The organism is Rhodococcus sp. PvR099 (genome assembly GCF_017833315.1).
GTDB classification, from domain to species: Bacteria; Actinomycetota; Actinomycetes; order Mycobacteriales; family Mycobacteriaceae; genus Rhodococcus_G; species Rhodococcus_G oryzae.
This window is the reverse complement of record NZ_JAFIBV010000001.1, coordinates 2,875,837-2,895,526: the sequence shown is the minus strand read 5'-3', so window position 1 is coordinate 2,895,526 and position 19,690 is coordinate 2,875,837. Positions and strand designations below refer to the sequence as shown.

The window sequence follows — 19,690 nt, the reverse complement described above, 5'->3', positions numbered from 1 at the left end:
AATGTCTCAGCGTTCCAAGCAGTTTCACCTCAATGCGTTTCTCATGGGCGTCGGGCACCACGAGGCCGCCTGGCGTCATCCGCGCACCGATGCCGACGACGTGCGGTCGGTCGAGCATTTCGCCGAGCTCGGCCGGATCGCCGAACGCGGCAAGCTCGACTCGGTGTTCTTCGCCGACGGGCTCGCGGTCGGCCCTCGCATCAAGCACAACGCGCTGTCCACCTTCGAGCCGGTCACCCTGCTCACCGCGATCGCGGGCGCAACGGAGCACATCGGGTTGATCGCCACCTCCTCGACCACCTACAGCGACCCGTTCACCACGGCCCGCAAATTCGCGTCGCTCGACCACATCAGCGGCGGCAGGGCGGGCTGGAACATCGTCACGAGCGCAGGCGAGGACGAGGCCGCCAACTTCGGCCTCGACGCGATCCCGGATCACCTCGGCAGGTATCAGCGCGCCGAGGAGTTCGTCGAAGCAGCGGTCGCCCTGTGGGACAGCTGGGAGGACGACGCCGTCGTGCTGGACCCCGACACGGGGATCTTCGCCGACCCGGACAAGGTGCACGCGATCGACCACGATGGCGAGCACTTCCGGATCCGTGGCCCGCTGAACTCACCGCGCTCACCGCAGGGCCGCCCCCTGCTGGTGCAGGCGGGCTCGTCCGAGAGTGGGAAGGAGTTCGCGGCGCGGCACGCCGAGGCGGTGTTCACCGCGCAACGCACGCTCGCCCAGGGGCAGGAGTTCTATCGGGATCTCAAGGCCCGGGTGACCGCCCACGGGCGCAACCCGGACGAGTTGAAGGTGCTGCCGGGCATCGTCCCGTTCATCGCCCCGACCGAGGCCGAGGCGAGGGCGCTGGAACGGGAGTTCACCGATCTGATCTCGCCCGACTACGCGCTTCGGCAGCTGTCCGCCATCCTCCGCGTCGACCTCACCGAGCACTCCCTCGACGCGCCCCTGCCGCCGCTGCCGCCCGTACACGAGATCCAGGGCAACAAGAGCCGCTACGAGCTGGTCAAGGAGCTGGCCGAATCCGATTCCCTGACCGTGAGGGAGCTCATCGGGTTGCTCGGGGGCGGGCGCGGGCATCGGACCTTCGCGGGCACCCCGGAGCAGATCGCGGACGAGCTCCAGTTGTGGTTCGAGCAGGGGGCCGCCGACGGCTTCAACATCATGCCGCCCTTCCTGCCTGGCGGTCTGACCGATTTCGTCGACCAGGTCGTGCCGATCCTGCAACAGCGGGGGCTGTTCCGTACGGAGTACACGGCGTCTACCCTGCGCGGGCACTACGGGCTTGCGCATCCGGCCAGCCAGTTCGCGGCGTCGCAGGCCAGGAACAGCGCATGAGCGAAGCCTGATGGGCAGGCCGGCTCCTCGGTAGGATCAGCGCATGCGTTTCGGGATGTTCGTACCGCAGGGTTGGCGTCTGGACCTGGTGGGCATCGACCCGGCCGAGCAGTGGGACGCGATGAAGTCGGTCACGCTGCGGGCCGAGGCCGGACCGTGGGAGTCGGCCTGGGTGTACGACCATTTCCACACGGTGCCCGCGCCCACCGACCAGGCCACGCACGAGGCCTGGTCGGTGATGTCCGCGCTCGGCGCGGTGACCTCCACCATCCGGCTCGGGCAGATGTGCACCGCGATCAGCTACCGCAACCCCGCCTACCTGGCCAAGATCGCCGCCACCGCGGACCTCATCTCGGGTGGCCGAATCGAGATGGGCATCGGTGCGGGCTGGTACGAACACGAATGGCGTGCCTACGGTTACGGATTCCCGTCCGCCGGTGAGCGTTTGGCGCGTCTCGACGAGGGCGTCCAGATCCTGCGGCAGGCCTGGAGCACCGGATCCGCCACCCTGGACGGCAAGCACTATCGGGTCGACGGTGCCATCGTGCGGCCGCTGCCGCTGCAGGAGGGCGGCATCCCGCTGTGGATCGCGGGCGGCGGCGAGAAGGTGACCCTCAAGATCGCGGCGAAGTACGCCCAGTACACCAATTTCGACGGCACCCTCGAGGGCTTCACCCAGAAGTCGGCCGTGCTCGAGAAGCACTGCGCGGCGGTCGGCACCGACTTCGACGCGATCGTGCGTTCGGCGAACTACAACGTGGCGATCGGCGCCACCGAGGCGGAGGTCGAGGACCGCCTGGCCGCGACCAAGGCCAGGATGGCGAGATTCGTGGGCGAGGACCTCGCGGAGGCGTCGATGGCGGCGTTCCGCGGGATGCCAGGGGTCGGGACGCCGGAGCAGATCATCGAGAACCTGACCGCGCTGCGCGATCAGGGCCTGAGCTACGGGATCTGTTATTTCCCCGAGGCCGCGTACGACACCTCGGGCATCGAGCTGTTCGAACGCGAGGTGATCCCCGCGCTGGCGGGGACGTGAGGCAGGAGCCGACATGTTCGTGGAATCGCTCAACGACGAGGGTCTGTGGCTGACGCCTCCCGGACCCGGCGACGTCGAGTCCATCGTCAGGTGCTGTCAGGACGAGGCGGTGGGGGAGTGGACCACGCTGCCGGTGCCGTACACCCACGACGACGCGCAACGCTTCGTCGAGCGGGTGGTGCCCGTCGGATGGGCGGACCGCAGCCCCACCTGGGCGATGCGGCACACACCCGCGGGCGCCGTGGTCGGGATGATCGGTCTCGCCTGCCGTGACGACTCGGCCGCGGACATCGGCTTCTGGCTGAACCAGGCGGTCCGTGGCCGCGGCCTGATGGCAAGGGCGGTGAACCTGGTGTGCGACTTCGGTTTCCGTCCGGACGGGATGGCGCTGGAACGGATCGAGTGGCGCGCGTATGTCGGCAACAAGCAGTCCGCTTCTGTGGCGCGGCGGGTGGGCTTCCGATTCGAGGGCACGCTGCGCGCGGGCGGACTCCAGCGCGGGCGCAGGCGCGACGAATGGGTGGCGGGCCTGCTCTACGAGGATCCTCGGGAGCAGGCCGAGGGCTGGCCGGACCTCGGCTAGCGCAGGTCGGCCGGGTCGACGGGGATCTGCTGGTTCTCGGCGCGCGGGACCTGCTCGGCCAGCGGGATCGACTTCGCCAGCAGCTTCCACTCCGCGCCGCTGATCGAGTCCGCCGCCCGCCGGATCACCTTCTGGTCCTTGGTGCCCCAGGCGATCGGCATCGGGCTGACCATCTGCCAGGTGTCCGCGGTGGACTTGTTGCTGCGGTCGGCGAGCACCGCGATCGAGGGCACCCGCTCGCCGACGTTGGTCAGAGAATGCCCAGGCAGCGCCCGGATGTTGCGGGTGACCAGGGCGTAGTGCGGGCGATCCGCGGACGGCTTGGCCACGTCCACCAGCGCCAGCAGCGTGGCCCCGCGGGGCCGGGCCACCGCCACCACGGCGGGCACCAGCGGGCCCTCGGCGTAGAGCTTCTCGACCGAGCCGACCTTCTTCGGGGCCCAGAACGCCACCCACAGCGAGGTCACGGCCAGCAGGGCGACCACAACGCCGACGATGTAGGACCACGGATGAGCCAGGTAGATCAGCCAGGCCGCGAGCCCGGCCAACAACATGGCCGTGACGATGGCCGAGACCCGGAGTCGCCGGACGTCGCCGACCGTCTCGTTGACGGAGTTGGCGTGGGAGTGGTCGACGGGGAACTCGAAGCTGCGCACGGTCCCATTCTTACCCGATGGCTGGGCCTACCCGATGGTCGGGCCGAGCAGGTCGTCAGCGTCGGTGATCCGGTAGGCGTAGCCCTGCTCGGCGAGGAAACGCTGGCGGTGCGCGGCGTACTCGGCGTCCAGCGTGTCGCGGGCGACGACCGAGTAGAAGTGCGCCTGGCCCCCGTCCTGCTTCGGGCGCAGCAGGCGGCCGAGACGCTGCGCCTCCTCCTGTCGGGAACCGAAGGTCCCCGAGACCTGCACCGCGACAGAGGCCTCGGGCAGGTCGATGGAGAAGTTCGCGACCTTGCTCACCACCAGCGTCTGGATCTCGCCGCGCCGGAACGCGTCGAACAGCGCCTCGCGTTCCTTGTTCTTCGTCGAGCCCTGGATGACCGGTGCGTTCAACGCCTCGCCGAGTTCCTCGAGTTGGTCGAGGTAGGCGCCGATGACCAGGGTCGGCGAATTGGGGTGCCGGTCCAGGATCGACTTGACCACCGCGATCTTGGTGTGTGCCGTCGAGCACAGCTTGTAGCGCTCCTCCGGCTCCGAGGTCGCGTACGCCATCCGCTCGGCATCGGTCAGCGTCACCCGGACCTCGATGCAGTCCGCGGGCGCGATCCAGCCCTGCGCCTCGATGTCCTTCCACGGCGCGTCGTACCGCTTGGGACCGATCAGCGAGAACACATCGCCCTCGCGCCCGTCCTCGCGGACCAGGGTCGCCGTCAGGCCGAGGCGACGCCTCGATTGCAGGTCGGCCGTCATCCGGAAGACCGGCGCGGGCAGCAGGTGCACCTCGTCGTAGATGACCAGGCCCCAGTCGCGGGAGTCGAACAGCTCCAGGTGCTTGTACTCGCCCTTGGTGCGGCGGGTGATCACCTGATAGGTCGCGATGGTGACCGGGCGGATCTCCTTGCGCTCGCCCGAGTACTCGCCGATCTCCTCCTCGGTGAGCGAGGTCCTGGCGATCAGCTCACGCTTCCACTGCCTGCCTGCGACGGTGTTGGTCACCAGGATCAGCGTGGTGGCCTTGGCCTTGGCCATCGCCGCCGCGCCGACCATCGTCTTGCCCGCGCCGCACGGCAGCACGACGACGCCCGAGCCGCCCGCCCAGAAGGAGTCGGCCGCCATCTGCTGATAGTCGCGCAGCTCCCAGTGCCCCTCCTCGAAGGCGAGGTCGATCGGGTGCGCCTCGCCGTCCACGTACCCGGCGAGGTCCTCGGCAGGCCAGCCGATCTTGAGCAGCATCTGCTTGAGGTGGCCGCGCTCGCTCGGGTGCACCACGACGGTGTCCTCGTCGACCATGGCGCCGAGCATCGGCGAGATCTTCTTGTGCCGCATCACCTCGGTGAGCACCGCCCGGTCCATGCTGACCAGGATCAGGCCGTGCACCGGACTCTTCACCAGCTGCAACCGGCCGTACCGGGCCATCGTGTCGACGATGTCGACCAGCAGCGGCTGTGGGACCGCGTACCGGGAGAACGTGACGAGCGCATCCACCACCTGTTCGGCGTCGTGTCCCGCCGCGCGCGCGTTCCACAACGCCAGCGGGGTCACCCGGTAGGTGTGCACGTGCTCGGGCGCGCGCTCGAGTTCGGCGAACGGGGCGATGGCCTGCCGGGCCTGGCCGGCGAGCTCGTGGTCGACCTCCAGGAGCAGGGTCTTGTCGGACTGGACGATCAAGGGGCCGTCGGTCACGTGCGCCTCCTACGTAGACAACCACTCCATTGTCCACACTTTGCTGTGGGGTGGTCGTCACAGGCACCGCGGTCCCGGCTGATCCGTGTCCGTGGCCGAAAAAAGTGAAGGATTCTCCCGCGATCCGGAGAATCCTTCACTTTTAGTGCGTCACCGTTGTGTGGCTACCCTTTTCTTCGTCTCCATTACGTGCACGAGCGCCTCGGAAATTCCGGAACGGTATCCGGCGTCTCGCTCGGTGCGGACCTCCGTGGTGTCGAGTTCATTTTCCAGCCTGGCCTGAATTCGGTCCAGGGCGAGAAGTGTTCTTTTCACGGATGGTCCTTCTTGTTTTTTACGGTTGGGCGGCATTCTGGAAGTTCGCACTGCCGTGCTCGTTCATCCAGCACGAACAGTCTGGCGGACCGCAGTGCGGCGTGATACCCACTGGACCGCGCATTCGAGAACATCGCCTCCCCGGCTAGTTCGTCGATCCGGCTGTGCAGGGTGTCGAGGACCAGGGGGATGGGTGGTGCGGTCGCCTCGGTGTGCATCAGTGGCGTTTCCGTTTTCTGATCAGCTCTCCGGAATCGGCTGCGCGATCCCTTTTTTCGGCACGTCGTTCCTTGAGGGACTGTGCCGGTTTCTTCAGGCTCTTGCCGGGTTTCTTGTCTGCCATTGTCGCTCCTGAATTCGAAGTGGCAATCACTTGGGCCGACCATACGTCATTTCCAGGAAAAAGCCAGTCGCGCACGCGGGCGTGCTTTTCCTGCCCGCGCGGCCCGGAATCAGTCGAGGAGGTTCACCGAGGTGATCCGGTGCAGGGTGAATCGGCGGACCGCCCCGGTGTCCGGGTCCAGTGCATCGAGCTGACCACCACCGACGCTGATCGGATCGACGACGCGCTCCGTCGCGACGCCCTGCGCGTCCACATAACCGATCGCCACGCTGCGCCGCACCTTCGCCGCCAGCTGCAGCAGTGCCATCGTCGCGGCGCCGCCCGCCCGGCTGCCGTCCGAACGCACGCCCTGACCGCGCGGGGCGGTTGCGGCCCGCTGGCCGGCCCGCAGCTGGCTGACGAGGGACCCGAGCTGGTCGTCGGTGGGTACCGCGGGCATCCGCAGCGCAGGACGCGTCCGGCGTCGCGGCACCCGGGCACCGCGCGGTCGCAGGTCCACGATCGCGCCGGAGGAGTCCTCACCCGCCGGCGCGAACCCGGCCGACCGGAGCTGGTCGAGCACCTCGCCCAGCGGCGCCTGCGAGATCGCGACGGTCGGGGCAAGGGCACGCAGCGCCAGCTGCTCGGCCACCGCGGAGGCCAGCACCTCGGCGAGCAGCGCCGGGTCCTCACAGCGGATGAACGAGGACGCCACCCCCGCCCGCAGCTGGCCGTGCCTGCGCGCGACATCGTCGATGAGGTACGTCAGGGCCTGCGGCACCGGCGTCTTCGAGCGCTTCTCGAACAGCGCGTGCAGCTCCGCGGCGCTCTTCCCGGCGTCGAGCGCCCGCCGCACGCTGTCCTCCCGGATCCGGTACATGGTGGCCGCGCCCGCCGATTCGATGTCCGCGACCAGGGTGATTTGCTCCTGGAGCTCCGGGATGAGCGGGCCGGGAGCCATCACCGTCAGGTCCGCCTGCACCAGGACGTAGTCGATGGGGGCGGGCAGGCTCGCCGTCATCTCGGCGACCACCGCCTCCGCGGTGGCCCCGTGTAGCAGTCCTCGGCCAGGTGACGCGAGCGCGCCGCGGCCGATCAGCCCGACCGCGGCCGCCTCGGCGACGGTGTGTTCGACGGCCCCCGCACCGAACCGGCCGGACCAGCGCGGGCGCCGCCACGCGACCAGCGCGGCGAGCTCGGACGTGGTCGCGCCCTGCCCCGGCGCGAGCTCGCCGAGCAGCTCGAGCACGAATTTGCGGTCGCGGGGGGCGCCGGATGCGCGCACCTCCTCGGACAGTGCGGCGATCGCCTTGTCGTTGGGATCACGCAGCCCGATCACCCATGGCCTGCGCGGCATCTCCAGCCAGCCGTGGGCGAGGGTGTACCACCGCTGGGCGGTGCCGGTGTTGAGCCAGGCATCCGCGGCGACCGTCGGTGCCCAGTAGTCGTCGCCGGTGTCGGCGGCCGGAGCCGGGTCGGGGGCCCCGCTCGCGATCAGGCCGGCCGCGGACAGCAGCTCCACGATCAGGCTCACCCGGTTCTCGTCGACGCCCGCCGCCTTCGCAAGGCGCCTGGTCTCGCGGACCCCGAGCCCGCCCGCCTTGAGGGTCGGTGCGGGCTGGTCCCCGAGGGCCGCGATCAGGTCCTCGCAGTGCCGGATCAGTTCGAGCGCCTCGCCCGCCGCGATCGCGTTCACGTCCGCGATCTTCTGCTTGTTGGTGCGGATCGGCGGCGGGGTCAGGGCCATCGGGTCGGTGATCGTCTCGCCGCGCAGCGCCTGGCCGACCTGATGGGGCAGCTCGACGGTCTGCTCGTCCACCCAGGTCAGCAGGCCGAGCGACAGCAGTCGCTGGACGGGCCGGTCGGGTGGGGTGCCGGGCGCGGCGTCGCGGGTGCGGCCGATCGGCGAGCTGGTGGCCAGGGTCTCGAGCAGCCTGCGCTCGGCATCGGTCACGGTCGCCAGGCCCGCGATGACCTGCGCGGCGGACATCGGCTCCTGTGGCCGGTCGACCCGCCAGGTGACGGCGTCGTTCGCGGTCGCGACGACCCGCAGCACCTGCGTGCCCCAGACCAGTGCCCGGGCCCGCAGTGCCTTCAGTGCCCGGTCGACGGTCTTGACCGGCGCCCGTCCGGCGAGCGCCTCCGCGAGGACCTCGCGCCGGACCCCGACCTCCGCTCCGCGTTCGAGCGAGAGCACGCCGATCACGGTGAGTTCGAGGACGTTCAGGTCGTCGGCGACCCGAAGCACCGATGCGCGCTGTTCGGCGCGGGCCGCAAGGACCGCCAGGTTCGCCGGTGGCGGCACCGCGAGATCCGGGCGCAGCCTGAGCAGTTCGGCCAGCTCCGCATCGGTCCTTGCGGTCAGCCAGGCGAGCAGGCTGTCGGGCACGGCGGTGCCGTGAGGTGATTCGGCGGCCGGGGCAGCACCTTCGGTATCGGTCATCAACTATCAGATTAGAGACCTGGGGTGTACCACGGCGCGAGCTCCTGCCAAAATGGGACTGTGGCTAACAATTCGAGCAAGCGATACGTAGATCCAGGCTGGCCGGCGCCGGAACTCCAGGATGGCGATCATGCCGTCACAGAGCTCTCGTCGAGCCGCTCCGGTGGGCTGTCCCCGTTCGGGGAGGACACCGAGTTCCCTCTCCCCGTTTCTGAACTGCCCTACACCCACCCGCACACGGTCATCAATCGCTGACCTCGGATACCGAACGCGAAAGGCCCCGCACCTCGTAGGTGCGGGGCCTTTCACGTGAAGGGGGGTCTCAGCGGGGCAGGAGACCCGAGTTGGCCTTCAGGAAGTCGATGACCTGGGGGTTCAGCTTGGCCTGCTCGAAGAGCGCCTCGATCTGCGGATCGAGCGCGACGCCCTTGGCCTGGACCGCCTCGAGGGCGCTGTCGAGGCTGTCGAGCACGTCGGCGGCGCCGTCGGTGGTCGGGAGGCTGGTCACGGCGGGCAGCTCGGCCGCGGGGGCAACCTCGGCGGCGGGGGCGGAGCGCGGGGTCGAGCCGCTGGTCAGGCCGAGGCTCGAGGAGCAGGACGGCCAGGCGCCCCAACCCTGCGAGGCGAGGACCTTCTCGGCGACCGCGATCTGCTGCTCACGGGTGGCCTGGTTGGCGGTCGCGGCGTACTGGCCACCACCGTGGGCGTTCCAGGTGCTGGGGGAGAACTGCAGTCCACCCTGGTAGCCGTTGCCGGTGTTGATGCCCCAGTTGCCGCCTGCTTCACACTGCGCGAGGCGGTCCCAGTCGGAATCGGGGGCTGCGTTGGCCGGGGCCGCGAAGGCCGCGCCGGCTGCGCCCAACACTGCGCCGGTCACGACGACCTTGGCTGCGTTGCGGCGGGTGTTCGTGGGCTTGCGGTGGCGTCCAGTGCTCATGCGGGTTTTCCTCTCCTCACGCGCCTGCGAGGTCAGCTGTCGGGTTCGGGCTGAGAGGTCGCCCGGCCTCGCCGCTCCTGGATGGTGCGGGTCTGGCTTCACCCCAAGAGGAATTCGCTTGCGCGATTTCCTCGGTGTCCACTGGGGACGTGGGTCCCCCGTCCTCGTCCCTGGGTAATTCGTAGGAATCCGGTTCCGCGGGACGAGGTTTGGCGCGGCGGATCGGATCTGGCCGAACTTCTCCGGCCGCAGATGACCGTACGTGGCCGAGGCCGTGTAGTCATCTGTTACCTAAATTTCGATTCTTTCGGCGTTTCGCCCGAAAATTCCGACGTATTCGCAGGTCAGATTGGGTCGCCTCGGCCCGAGACCGTCCTGTTATGTTACCGTGATGTGAGGTAGATCACAGTTTCGATCGGCGCTGACCTCGGGCTCCGCACGGCGCAGTCGCGGTCCCTGGCCCCGGCGCGGCCGCAGCGCGATCAGCGTGGCGACGGCGATGACGACGAACATCAGCGGATACACCGCGGCGAAGAACGGAGCCAGCGCATCGGAGGTGGGGACCATGAACAGGCCGATCGCCTGCACGCTGTCCGGGAACTCATGGGTCCAGCAGAGCAGGGGCAGCGCTAGTGCCGCGGGCAGTAGCCAGGCGGTCGCCCGCCCGGCGCCGAGCGCGCGGTGCATAGCCAGGACCAGCAATGGCACGAACCACACCCAGTGGTGGCCCCAGGAGAACGGCGAGACCGCCGCGGAGGTCAACCCGCACATGGTGGTGGCCAGCAGCGCCTGTCCGCGCTTGTGCGCCAGCCAGGAGGCGCCGAGCCCGAGAGCGGTCAGTGCGGCCGCGAAGAGCGCCCACAGCATCAGCGGCGGGTCCGCGACGTCCAGCCAGCGGGCCAGTACCCCGGCGGCGGACTGGTTGGCGGGCCACGCGGTCTCGCCGATTCGCGTCGAGTGCAGGATCACCGCGGTCCAGTAGGACCACGAGTCCGAGAAGATCACCACGAACCCGACGGCGACGGTCGCGAGGAACCCGGCGATCGCGGTCGCCGCCGCGCGCCACTGCCTGGTGACGAGCAGTTCGACGATGAACAGGCCGGGCGTCAGCTTGATCCCGGTCGCGATCCCGACGCCGATCCCGCGCAGCCTGCTGCCCTCGGGACGCCCGAGATCCCACACGATCAACAGCATCAACAGCAGATTGATCTGGCCCAGCCAGATCGTGGTGCGGACCGGCTCGAGCCAGGTGAAGATGACCGCCATCAGCCCGGTCGCCACGTACAGCCGGCGATCCGTCCGGTACCCGAGTTGCCGCCAGCACAGCAGGACGACGGCGTAGAGGATCCCGAAGTTCGCGAGGTATCCGAGGAGGGTGGTGAGCTCCGCCGAGACGGCGTTGAGCGGGGCGAACAGGACGGCCGAGAACGGCGGATAGGTGAACCACATGCCGCCGTGCAGTGCGTGGTCGTAGAGCCCGTCCGACCGCAGAACGGTGGCGCCGCCGCTGCGGTAGACCAGCAGGTCGAGGCCGTTCTGGAACAGGCCCCACAGCGGGTATCCCATCGGCACCACCCGGTCGTGCGCCACGATCACGGCGAGGGCAAGGGCACCGAGTGAGCCGAGGAACAGCGGGTGAGAGGGGAGTGCGCGCCCCGCGGCCGGGGTGGCGCGGGGCGGCGGGGTCATGCCGGGAAGCTCGTTGACGACGTGGGCGCCGCACCGACGTCCACGATCTCCTTGCCGAGCGGCATCAGCGAGATCGGGATCATCTTCAGGTTCGCGATGGCGAGCGGGATCCCGATGATCGTGATCGCCATCGCGATCGCGCTCACCACGTGGCCGATGGCGAGCCAGATGCCGGCCACGATCAGCCAGATCACGTTGCCGATCAACGAGCCGATCCCCGACGTCGGGCGCTCGACGACGGTCTTGCCGAACGGCCACAGCGCGTAGACACCGATCCGGAACGACGCGATCCCGAACGGGATGGTGATGATCAGGATGCAGCAGATGATGCCCGCGACGAAGTAGCCGAGCGCGAGCCAGAGTCCGCCGAAGATCAGCCAGATGATGTTGAGCAGGATTCTCATTGGTTTCCCTCTCTTCGAACGCGGCGGCCGGACCGCAGCGCGAAAGCAATGCCGAGCAGGAACCCGATCGGGCAGGCAAGGGCGATCAGGTACAGCGCCAGTCCCGGCTCGTGGCCGGTCGCAGCCACCACGAAGATCGCAACGATGGCGAGGACGCCGACGAAGAAGAACAGGAGTGCGGCACGGAAGAGACCGTTGCCGCGGGGAGAGGATTGGCTGACCACCTTCCAACCGTATCCCCCGCAAACCCCGGTGCTCGGGAGGGGCACGCGGGGGTAGACTTCGGTCCATCGCGTCCCGCAAACGGTGGGGCGCGTTCATTTATGTAGATGAGCAGGTGAACGCAGTGCCTACCGGCAAGGTCAAGTGGTACGACGTTGAAAAGGGCTTCGGCTTCCTCTCCCAGGAAGAGGGGGAGGACGTCTACGTCCGTTCGTCTGCGCTGCCCGACGGTGTCGAGGGCCTGAAGGCGGGCCAGCGCGTCGAGTTCGGGATGGCCGCGGGACGTCGTGGTCCGCAGGCGCTGAGCCTCAAGGTGCTCGATCCGGCGCCGTCGATCCGGCAGGGCGGTGGAGCCCGCAAGGACGACACCGTGCGCAAGCACACGCCCGACGAGCTGCACGGCATGGTCGAGGACATGATCACCCTGCTCGAGGCCAAGGTGCAGCCCGACCTGCGCAAGGGCAAGTACCCGGACCGCAAGACCGCGCAGCGCATCTCCGAGGTCGTGCGCGCCGTCGCCCGCGAGCTCGACAGCTAGCCGCACCCGACACCAACGCCGAGGGGCACCGTCACGCGACGGTGCCCCTCGGCGTTGCTGTACCCGATCAGGCGGTCTTGATGGCCCACGTCGCGTGCACCAACGGCAGGCCCTGCTCGTTGACCACGGCCGACGGCTGCTGGATCTCGATGCCGTTGAGCTGCATGCCCTCCGGGGTCTCGACGGTGATCGCGAGGGACTCGCCCGGCGAGTGGTATCGCTCGTCGACGCCCACCCGGCCGTCGTCGAGCTGGTAGACCATCACCACTCGCCACAGCCCGTCGGCGATGTCGCCGGGCAGGGAGATCTGCAGGGGCTTGCCGCGGGGGACCTGGAGCTCGGCGACGGGGCTCTCCACGCAGTCCTCCAGATAGAGGTTGCAGTACTGGGTCGGCTCCACCACGAGGGACTTGCCGCCCGCGAACGCGGTGACCGTCGGCGGCTCCTCGTCCGCGCCCCGCACCAGCGCGGTGACGACGGCCGCGAACCCGGCGAGCGCGATCAGCAGCCCCAGGGTCCCTATGAGGACGATCTTCTTTGTCTTGGTCACGACGTTCGGTTCCCTGCGTTCGCGGAGATCGGTCGAGTGATCTCCTGGTTGGCCACATTCGGGCGTTTGCCACCGAGGCCGGGGAGCAGCGTCGAACCCCGGTAGGTGAGGAAGGTCTGGACAAGGCCGAGCACGAGCAGCACCGACACCACGGAGAATCCGATCCAGTACTCGGTGGGCAGCAGCACGCCGAGCGCCCCGCCGATGACCCAGCTCAGCTGCAGGACGGTCTCCGAGCGCCCGAAGCCGGAGGCGATGGACTCCTCGGGCAGGTCGTGTTGCAGCGAGGCGTCCAGCGACACCTTGGCCAGCGCGCTCGCGCCCGACGCGACCAGGGTGGCCAGCGCCGCGGTGAGCAGGCTGTCGGTGAGGGCGGCGATGATCGCGATCGCGGTGACGGCGGCCGTGCAGCGCAGCACGATCACCGACGGTCTGCCGAGCTTGAGCCGCGCGCCGGTGGCGTTGCCCGCGAAGTTGCCGATCGCGGCCGCGGCGCCCACCAGGGCCAGCATCGCGGCCTGCGCCATCGGCTCGTGCTCGGTGCGGGACTTCGCGACGAAGGCGATGTAGAGCGTCAGGAACCCTGTCAGCACCCGGATCGTGCTGTTACCCCACAGACCCGTGATGACTGCGCGGCCGAGCGGCTGGCGCCGCTTGCTCGCCTTCGCCGCCTCGCCCGCGTCCTTGCCGATCGGCTCGGTGCGCGCGTCGTCGCCGTGATAGGTCAGGGTGGCGGGCACCTCGCCCTCCGTGACCTCCACCCATGCCGGGATCCGCATGCTCAGGTACGCGCCGAGTGCGGCGACCGCGGCGGCGAACCACAACGGCCCCGAGGACGACCTGACGATGAGCGCGAGCGCTCCTGCCACCGCCCCCGCGCCGATGGTGCCGCCGATCAGTCCGAAGACCGTCAGTCGGGAGTTCACCCGGACCAGGTCGATCTCCGGCGGCAGCACGCGCGGGGTGACGGCGCTCTTGAGCACCGAGAAGGACTTGCTCAGCACCATCATCGCGAGCGCGGCCGGATACAGGCCCCAGCTGTCGAAGTTGAAGACCAGCACGACCGCCAGCACGGTGCGCAGCGCGAACGAGGATGCAAGCGCGAGCCGTCGGCCGTGCTGCAGTCGGTCGAGCATCGGGCCGATCAGCGGGGCGATGACCGCGAACGGGGCGATGGTGATCAGCAGGTACAGCGCGACCTTGGTCTTGTCCTCGCCGGTGGCGGCCGAGAAGAACAGTGTGTTCGCCAACGCGACCGCGATGGCGGCGTCGGTGGCGAAGTTCGCCATCACCGCATAGGTCAGCGCGGTCAGTCCCGACTTCTCGGCGCCGTCGGCCTTGGCCGCCCGGTGGAAGGTGGCGATGCCCCTGTTCGTCAGTTCACGGCTGCGCATCGCCGCCACCCGGGTGACGGTGAGCTTGCGGGGAATCGGTGGCGGCTTCGGCGAGGAACCTTGCCGGGTTTCACTCGAGGAGCCCTGCCGGGTTTCACCGGAGGAACCCTGTCGGGTGTCACCCACGGGATGCAGCGGGGGCAGCGGCGCGCGGCGGGCCGAGGTCCGGCGCGTCGGCGGATAGTTCTCGAATCCCGGATGGCCCTGGCCCGGTCCGAGGTCGTCGGATGCCCGACTCCCGTCGGGATCGTTGGGCACGCGTGGTCCGGTCACGGGTCAATTCTGTCCTAGATGGGCGACAAAGGACCACACGCCTCGCCCGTCGCGGCTGTCAGGGCACGAAGCGGACCTCGAACAGGCGTGGGTAGTACTTGCCCGTGATCAGGAATCGGTCGGTGCCCGGCACTTCCGCGATCCCGTTGAGCACGTCCACCGAGCGGCTCTCCTCGTCCGTGAGCAGGCCCGACGCGTCGATCACCGCGGTGATCCGGCCGGAGTCCGGGTCGATCCGCACGATCTGCTGGGTCTGCCACACGTTCGCGTAAACCGCTGTGTCCCCGACGCATTCGAGTTCGTTCAGTCGGTCCTGCGGTTGCCCGTCGAGCGTGACCGCCCCGGTGCCACGCGGCTCGAAGGTGACCGGGTCGCGGAAGGTGAGGGTGTCCGAGCCGTCGCTCATCAGGAGGCGGTCCGACTGCGCGCACAGGCCCCAGCCCTCGCCCTCGTAGCTCGTGCGGGAGCGCTCGGCGAGAGTGTCGCGGTCGCGCGCGATCGCCACGCCGTCGCGCCAGGTGATCTGCCAGACGGTGTCGCCCGCGACGGTGATGCCCTCGCCGAACATCTGCTCGGGCACCGGCACCCGGAGCCGCTCCACGCCGGTTTCCAACGAGGCGGCCCGCATGTCCGACCGTCCGGCCATGCCGGTGCCCTCGAGCAGTTCGCCGTCCGAGACCTCGAGGCCCTGGGTGAAGGCCCCCCGGTCGTGTGGCCGCTCGCCCACGACCTCGACGCGAAGTCGCTCGACGCGGTCCGCGTCCGGTTCCGTGCCGGAATTCGTGGCCGCGTTGGTGCAGCCGGTGAGCATCAAGGCGGCCACAGCGGCCGCGATCTGGGGTAGCCGTCGCCCGGTCATCGGACCAGCATTGCAGCCCGTTGCGCCGGTGATTTGCTGCGATACGGCAAAATGGGGGTGTGAGTGCCCAATCTGCCCCCGAGCTTGCCCCCGTGCGCCCCGTCCTCGCCGATGCTGTGGACCTGGCCCGTCAGGCGTTGATCGACCTCGGCGAGGGGGAAGTCGGTGCACATCTGGGCGTCACCTCCGAGGGCGAGTGCGCCGCCACCCATCGGTTCTCCGCGCAGCTGCCCGGTTACCGCGGCTGGCAGTGGGCGGTGGTTCTCGCGGCCGACCCGGAGTCCGATCGGGCGACCGTCAGTGAGCTGGCCCTGCTGCCCGGTCCTGACGCGCTGACCGCGCCCGACTGGCTTCCGTGGGACGAGCGGATCCGCCCCGGCGACCTCTCGCCGGGCGACCTGCTGGCCCCGCTGCCGAGCGACCCGCGGCTGGTGCCCGGCTACGTGGCGACCGGCGACCCCGCGGTCGACGAGGTGGCGCTCGAGGTCGGCCTCGGCCGCAAGCAGGTCATGAGTCTCGAGGGCCGGCTGGACGCCGCGGAGCGTTGGCGCGAGGGCGACTACGGTCCCGACTCCGAGATGGCGAAGGCCGCGCCGTCCACCTGCGAGCTGTGCGGGTTCTACCTGCCGCTGTCCGGTTCGCTGAAGGTGGCGTTCGGGGTGTGTGGCAACGAGATGGCCGCCGACGGTCACGTCGTGTACGCCGAGTACGGCTGCGGCGCCCACTCGGACACCACGCTGCCCACCGGCGCGGGTAGCCCGCAGTTCGACGCCTACGACGACGGCGCGGTGGAAATGGTCGCGCTGCCGGAACCGAAGGTGGAGGCACCCGCAGCCGGGGCAGTCACGGACGAGGTGCCCGCGGACGAGGTGCCCGCAGCCGAGGCGCCCGCGGACGAGGCACCGACCTCCGACGCCGCCGGGGAACCGGCATCGACGGACTGACGGTCGCCGATCCCTTCGGCGCCGATGCGCTGAGGGAATCGACGCTGCTCGCGTGGCGTTCCTCGCCGACCAGGCTCCGCGAGGATGCCGCAACCGAGGCCGACCTCGCGGCCGCGGGATACCGCGACCGATTGCTGACCGAGCTGGCCCAGAACGCCGCGGACGCCGCCGCAAGGGCCGGGGTGCCGGGGGCGATGCGGATCACGCTCGACGGCACCCGACTGCACGTCGCGAACACCGGCGTCCCCCTCGATCAGGCGGGGGTACAGGCCCTGTCCGCGCTGCGGGTCTCGGGTAAGGACACCGACGGCGGGCCGGTGGTCGGCAGGTTCGGGGTCGGATTCACCGCCGTGCTGTCGGTGAGCGACGAGGTCGAGGTGCGGTCCCAGACCGGCTCGATCGTCTTCTCCGCCGAGCGGACCCGCGACGAACTCCGCGCCGCCGGCTTGGACGAACCCGAGCGGGGCGTGCCCGTACTGCGGTTGGTGTGGCCCACCGACGCGGCGCCCGCCGCCGGTTTCGACTCGGAGGTGGTGCTGGCGCTGCGACCGGGCGTGGACGGGGAGGAGTTGCTGCGGCAACTGGCCGAGGACGCCCCCGACCTGCTGCTGGAGCTGCCGGCGCTGGCGTCGATCGAGCTCGCCGACCAGACGTTCACCCGATCCGAGCGGCCGCTCGCCGACGGGCTGACCGAGCTCCGGGTTCAGGTCGCTCCGCTCCCGTCGGTCGGCGAGCGCACCTGGTGGCAGTACTCGGCGGCCCCGTCCGCGCGCTGGGCGGTGCCGGTCAGCGACGGACGGGTCCGCCCGGTCTCCGCCGATGTGCTGCGCGCGCCGACCCGGTCGGACGAGGAACTGTCGCTGCCTGCGATCCTGATCGCGGACGCGGCGCTGCAGCCCGACCGCAGACGGCTGATGCCGGGTGCCGCCCTCGAGCACCTGGCCGACGGATATGCCGATTTCGTTGCGGCGCTTCCTGAGTCGCAACGACTGCGGCTGGTCCCACTGCCCGGGTTCGCGCGCGGTGAGGTGGATGCGGTGCTGCGCGAGGCGGTACTGCGGGAGCTGACCGGCAACGCCTGGCTGCCGGGCGCCGACGGCATGGCGCTGGTGCCGGGATCCGCCGTCGTGCTGCCGGGGCTGACGGCGGAGCTCGCCGATCTGCTGCAGGACGTGATCCCCGGGCTGCTCGGTCCCGCGCTGTCCACCGAGCGCGAGGCCCAGGCGCTGTCCGCCGTCGGGGTGCACCGCATCGGGCTGGCGCACCTGACCGAGCTGCTCGCCGGGATCCATCGCGAACCGGGTTGGTGGGGAAGGCTTTACGTGGCGCTGGAGCCGCTGGTCGTGGATTCGGTCGCCGCGGAAGAGCTGGCCGCCATCCCGGTGCCGCTGACGGACGGTCGCACGGTGACCGGCCCGCGAACCGTCGTGCTCGGCCACGACCTCGGGGCGCTCGGTCACGGCATCGACGCACACGGGGTCCATTGGATCCGGCTGGTGCATCCCGATGCCGCCCACCGGCTGCTCGGCAGGCTCGGGGCGGGCAGCGCATCCGCGCTCGACGTTCTCGCCGACCCCGCCCTGCGGTCGGCGATCGAGGACATTGATCTCGACGATCCCACCGCCGCAAGCGAACTCGCTGAACCGGTGCTGTCGCTGTCCGCGGTCGCCGCCGCGGCGGGTGACCTGCCCGGCTGGCTCGGCCAACTGCCCCTGCCGGATGAGGACGGAATGCTGCGCGCCGCGGACGAGTTGCTGCTGCCGGGCGCGCCGCTCGCCCGCGTGCTGGCGGCGGACTCGCCGTTCGGGACGGTGTCGCCGAAGTTGGTCGAGCGGTTCGGCGAGGCAGCGCTGCGCGGAGTCGGGGTCGGCTGGGGATTCACCGTGCTCCGGGCGGACCTGCCGACCGGACCCGAGCAGGACCTCGATGACGAGGACGCCTGGTGGTCGACACTCGAGGAGGATCCGGAGGTGCTGCTCGCCGTCCGTGACCTCGACCTCGTGGACTCCTGCGCCTGGCCGGAGGCGCTCGGCCTGCTGGCCGGTGAGCCCGCGACCGCGGCGCTGCTCTCGGATCGGATCGGGTACACCGCCTGGTGGTTGCGCAGGCACGCGCGCCTGGGTGGGGTCCGGCTGGGGTCGATGCGCCGGCCCGACGATCACACCTTTGAGGGGCTGCTCGACGTGTTCGAGCACCCGGACGCCGCGGCGTTGTCGGGGGTCGTGGCCGCCGACCGGGTCGACGGTGTCGAGATGGCGGAATTGCTGCTGGACCGGCTCGCCGACCGCGACCGGGACCCGGGCCCCGCTGTGGTGGCGCGAACGCACCGGCTGCTGGCGGAGGCGACTGCGTCGGGGATCCTCGACCTCGACGAGCTCTCGCCGCCCGCGGCGGTCCGGACGCTGTCCGGGCAGCTGGCCGACCCGGCCGAGGCCGTCGTGCTGGACCGGCCCTGGCTGGCGGCGGCCGTGCCGTCGGAGCTCCTGGTGGTCGGTGATCTGCCGAGCGCGGCCGGGCTGGCCGAGCTGCTCGACCTGCCACCCGCGTCCGAGGCGATTCGCGGCGAGGTGCTCGGCGCAGGCCGCCGCGTCAGCGCCTGGGACCGCGAGCCCGCCGCGGTGCTCGCCCACATCGCGCTTGGACTGCCCTTGCCCGAGGGCACCCTGGTGGTGCACGACCGCCTGACCGTTCGGCTGAGCGGGGCGGTGCGGGGCGACGTCGAACTGCCGTGGTGGGTGGACGAGGAGGGGCGGACGCACTGCACGGAGCGCGGGTTGCTGGCTGGAGCGGAGCCTGCGGAGCGACCATGTCCCGGAGCGGAGCCTGCGGAGCGACCATGTCCCGGAGCGGAGCCCGCGGAGCGACCATGTCCCGGAGCGGAGCCTGCGGAGCGACAGGATCTCGAAAGGGGCCGGCCGGATGCCGATTGACCAGACGGTGCTGGATTTCATGGTCGGGATCCGCACACCCTGGCTCACCGACGTCGTCACGGCGATCACGAATCTGGGTGGCACGGTGGCCTCGTGGGTGATCACCTCGGTGATCGTGCTCGCCCTGCTGGCGCGACGGCATCGACCGGAGGCGCTGCTGGTCGGAGGCGCGATGTTCACCGGCCAGCTGGTGATGTCCCTGCTCAAGCTCGCGTTCGGCCGGGAACGGCCGCCGGAGCCGGCACGGTTGGTGGTCGAGCTGACCCATTCGTTCCCGTCCGGGCACGCGATGATGTCGTCGATCCTGGTGTGCGTCGTTGCGGCGGTGATCGTCCGGATCGGCGGGCCACGCTGGAACACCCCCATTGTGTTCGTGGGGCTGGGCCTGTGGACGCTGGCGGTCGGGCTCTCCCGGGTCTACCTGGGCGCGCACTGGCTCACGGACGTGATCGCGGGCTGGCTCTTCGGCGCCGCCTGGGCGGGTCTGTGGATCTGGGCGATTGTTAAATCTTCGCGAAACTCTGCCAATGGAGCGCCGTCTTCCCTAAGGTGACCGCTTTG

19 protein-coding genes and 1 riboswitch are annotated in these 19,690 nt (G+C 70.0%); of the genes, 8 read left to right on the top strand and 11 right to left on the bottom strand.

Features of this window, described 5'->3' with window-relative positions; translation table 11 throughout:
* Position 1 precedes the first annotated feature (1 nt).
* Genes JOE46_RS13210 through JOE46_RS13200 form a run of 3 tightly spaced genes read left to right on the top strand, consistent with a single transcriptional unit; the run spans position 2 to position 2,967 of the window.
* Positions 2 to 1,348 (top strand): LLM class flavin-dependent oxidoreductase, encoded by a 1,347-nt coding sequence (locus tag JOE46_RS13210; protein ID WP_209927514.1) that lies wholly within the window; start codon positions 2 to 4, stop codon positions 1,346 to 1,348.
* Between the two features lie 43 nt (positions 1,349 to 1,391).
* Positions 1,392 to 2,384, top strand: a complete 993-nt coding sequence (locus JOE46_RS13205; protein ID WP_097214215.1) for an LLM class F420-dependent oxidoreductase — start codon at positions 1,392 to 1,394, stop codon at positions 2,382 to 2,384.
* 13 nt (positions 2,385 to 2,397) lie between these two features.
* The gene (locus tag JOE46_RS13200; RefSeq protein WP_097214216.1) at positions 2,398 to 2,967 is read left to right on the top strand and encodes a GNAT family N-acetyltransferase; all 570 of its coding nucleotides are present in this window, start codon (positions 2,398 to 2,400) and stop codon (positions 2,965 to 2,967) included.
* Here the strand turns inward: JOE46_RS13200 and JOE46_RS13195 are convergent.
* The 4 genes from JOE46_RS13195 to JOE46_RS13185 form a co-directional block, all read right to left on the bottom strand.
* Positions 2,964 to 3,623, bottom strand: coding sequence for a DUF3239 domain-containing protein (locus tag JOE46_RS13195; RefSeq protein ID WP_097214217.1), 660 nt, complete (start codon positions 3,621 to 3,623; stop codon positions 2,964 to 2,966). The genes JOE46_RS13200 and JOE46_RS13195 overlap by 4 nt on opposite strands.
* Positions 3,624 to 3,650: 27 nt before the next feature.
* Positions 3,651 to 5,309 carry a DNA repair helicase XPB gene (locus tag JOE46_RS13190; RefSeq protein WP_097214218.1) on the bottom strand — a complete coding sequence of 553 codons (1,659 nt, stop codon included), beginning with the start codon at positions 5,307 to 5,309 and terminating at the stop codon, positions 3,651 to 3,653.
* A gap of 532 nt (positions 5,310 to 5,841) precedes the next feature.
* Positions 5,842 to 5,967, bottom strand: coding sequence for a hypothetical protein (locus tag JOE46_RS26780; RefSeq protein WP_257017835.1), 126 nt, complete (start codon positions 5,965 to 5,967; stop codon positions 5,842 to 5,844).
* A gap of 109 nt (positions 5,968 to 6,076) precedes the next feature.
* Positions 6,077 to 8,389 carry a helicase-associated domain-containing protein gene (locus tag JOE46_RS13185; protein ID WP_209927513.1) on the bottom strand — a complete coding sequence of 771 codons (2,313 nt, stop codon included), beginning with the start codon at positions 8,387 to 8,389 and terminating at the stop codon, positions 6,077 to 6,079.
* A 60-nt stretch (positions 8,390 to 8,449) separates the two neighbouring features.
* Between JOE46_RS13185 and JOE46_RS26480 the strand changes: the two genes are divergently transcribed.
* Complete coding sequence (locus JOE46_RS26480) at positions 8,450 to 8,644, top strand: hypothetical protein (RefSeq protein WP_072751546.1); 195 nt, start codon at positions 8,450 to 8,452, stop codon at positions 8,642 to 8,644.
* Positions 8,645 to 8,711: 67 nt separating this feature from the next.
* Here JOE46_RS26480 and JOE46_RS13180 read toward each other — a convergent pair whose 3' ends face one another.
* From JOE46_RS13180 to JOE46_RS13165, 4 genes are all read right to left on the bottom strand, one after another.
* Positions 8,712 to 9,326, bottom strand: a complete 615-nt coding sequence (locus JOE46_RS13180; RefSeq protein WP_097214220.1) for a transglycosylase family protein — start codon at positions 9,324 to 9,326, stop codon at positions 8,712 to 8,714.
* A gap of 5 nt (positions 9,327 to 9,331) precedes the next feature.
* A riboswitch (cyclic di-AMP (ydaO/yuaA leader) is annotated at positions 9,332 to 9,536 on the bottom strand.
* 168 nt (positions 9,537 to 9,704) lie between these two features.
* Entirely contained in the window at positions 9,705 to 11,015 is a 1,311-nt protein-coding gene (locus tag JOE46_RS13175) for a glycosyltransferase 87 family protein (RefSeq protein ID WP_097214221.1), read from the bottom strand.
* On the bottom strand, positions 11,012 to 11,419 hold the full coding sequence (locus tag JOE46_RS13170; protein WP_097214222.1) for a YccF domain-containing protein: 408 nt from the start codon (positions 11,417 to 11,419) through the stop codon (positions 11,012 to 11,014). Before JOE46_RS13170 ends, JOE46_RS13175 begins: the two co-directional genes overlap by 4 nt.
* The gene (locus JOE46_RS13165) at positions 11,416 to 11,643 is read right to left on the bottom strand and encodes a hypothetical protein (RefSeq protein ID WP_097214223.1); all 228 of its coding nucleotides are present in this window, start codon (positions 11,641 to 11,643) and stop codon (positions 11,416 to 11,418) included. The genes JOE46_RS13170 and JOE46_RS13165 overlap by 4 nt, the downstream gene beginning before the upstream one ends.
* Positions 11,644 to 11,765: 122 nt before the next feature.
* Here JOE46_RS13165 and JOE46_RS26775 point away from each other — a divergent pair, with 122 nt between their 5' ends.
* Complete coding sequence (locus JOE46_RS26775; RefSeq protein WP_097214255.1) at positions 11,766 to 12,179, top strand: cold-shock protein; 414 nt, start codon at positions 11,766 to 11,768, stop codon at positions 12,177 to 12,179.
* Positions 12,180 to 12,246: 67 nt separating this feature from the next.
* On the opposite strand, the gene JOE46_RS13155 is transcribed toward JOE46_RS26775, so the two are convergent.
* The 3 genes from JOE46_RS13155 to JOE46_RS13145 are packed head-to-tail and all read right to left on the bottom strand — an operon-like array spanning position 12,247 to position 15,255.
* Entirely contained in the window at positions 12,247 to 12,729 is a 483-nt protein-coding gene (locus tag JOE46_RS13155; RefSeq protein ID WP_077042755.1) for a DUF2771 domain-containing protein, read from the bottom strand.
* Positions 12,726 to 14,396 (bottom strand): MFS transporter, encoded by a 1,671-nt coding sequence (locus tag JOE46_RS13150; RefSeq protein ID WP_097214224.1) that lies wholly within the window; start codon positions 14,394 to 14,396, stop codon positions 12,726 to 12,728. The genes JOE46_RS13155 and JOE46_RS13150 overlap by 4 nt, the downstream gene beginning before the upstream one ends.
* Positions 14,397 to 14,454: 58 nt before the next feature.
* The gene (locus tag JOE46_RS13145; protein WP_209927511.1) at positions 14,455 to 15,255 is read right to left on the bottom strand and encodes a glutaminyl-peptide cyclotransferase; all 801 of its coding nucleotides are present in this window, start codon (positions 15,253 to 15,255) and stop codon (positions 14,455 to 14,457) included.
* A gap of 59 nt (positions 15,256 to 15,314) precedes the next feature.
* On the opposite strand from JOE46_RS13145, the gene JOE46_RS13140 reads away from it, so the two are divergent.
* The 3 genes from JOE46_RS13140 to JOE46_RS13130 are packed head-to-tail and all read left to right on the top strand — an operon-like array spanning position 15,315 to position 19,682.
* Positions 15,315 to 16,199 (top strand): DUF3027 domain-containing protein, encoded by an 885-nt coding sequence (locus tag JOE46_RS13140; protein ID WP_257017837.1) that lies wholly within the window; start codon positions 15,315 to 15,317, stop codon positions 16,197 to 16,199.
* A 29-nt stretch (positions 16,200 to 16,228) separates the two neighbouring features.
* Entirely contained in the window at positions 16,229 to 19,129 is a 2,901-nt protein-coding gene (locus tag JOE46_RS13135; protein ID WP_374102920.1) for a sacsin N-terminal ATP-binding-like domain-containing protein, read from the top strand.
* The gene (locus JOE46_RS13130) at positions 19,119 to 19,682 is read left to right on the top strand and encodes a phosphatase PAP2 family protein (protein WP_209927509.1); all 564 of its coding nucleotides are present in this window, start codon (positions 19,119 to 19,121) and stop codon (positions 19,680 to 19,682) included. Before JOE46_RS13135 ends, JOE46_RS13130 begins: the two co-directional genes overlap by 11 nt.
* The last annotated feature ends 8 nt before the right edge of the window (positions 19,683 to 19,690 follow it).

Excerpts from the sequence above, each read along its gene's own strand:
- JOE46_RS13210 (WP_209927514.1), top strand. The coding sequence starts at position 2 with ATGTCTCAGCGTTCCAAGCAGTTTCACCTCAATGCGTTTCTCATGGGC.
- JOE46_RS13180 (WP_097214220.1), bottom strand. The coding sequence starts at position 9,326 with ATGAGCACTGGACGCCACCGCAAGCCCACGAACACCCGCCGCAACGCA.
- JOE46_RS13130 (WP_209927509.1), top strand. The coding sequence starts at position 19,119 with ATGCCGATTGACCAGACGGTGCTGGATTTCATGGTCGGGATCCGCACA.
- JOE46_RS13200 (WP_097214216.1), top strand. The coding sequence starts at position 2,398 with ATGTTCGTGGAATCGCTCAACGACGAGGGTCTGTGGCTGACGCCTCCC.
- JOE46_RS13205 (WP_097214215.1), top strand. The coding sequence starts at position 1,392 with ATGCGTTTCGGGATGTTCGTACCGCAGGGTTGGCGTCTGGACCTGGTG.
- JOE46_RS13145 (WP_209927511.1), bottom strand. The coding sequence starts at position 15,255 with ATGACCGGGCGACGGCTACCCCAGATCGCGGCCGCTGTGGCCGCCTTG.
- JOE46_RS13170 (WP_097214222.1), bottom strand. The coding sequence starts at position 11,419 with ATGAGAATCCTGCTCAACATCATCTGGCTGATCTTCGGCGGACTCTGG.
- JOE46_RS13185 (WP_209927513.1), bottom strand. The coding sequence starts at position 8,389 with ATGACCGATACCGAAGGTGCTGCCCCGGCCGCCGAATCACCTCACGGC.
- JOE46_RS13175 (WP_097214221.1), bottom strand. The coding sequence starts at position 11,015 with ATGACCCCGCCGCCCCGCGCCACCCCGGCCGCGGGGCGCGCACTCCCC.
- JOE46_RS26780 (WP_257017835.1), bottom strand. The coding sequence starts at position 5,967 with ATGGCAGACAAGAAACCCGGCAAGAGCCTGAAGAAACCGGCACAGTCC.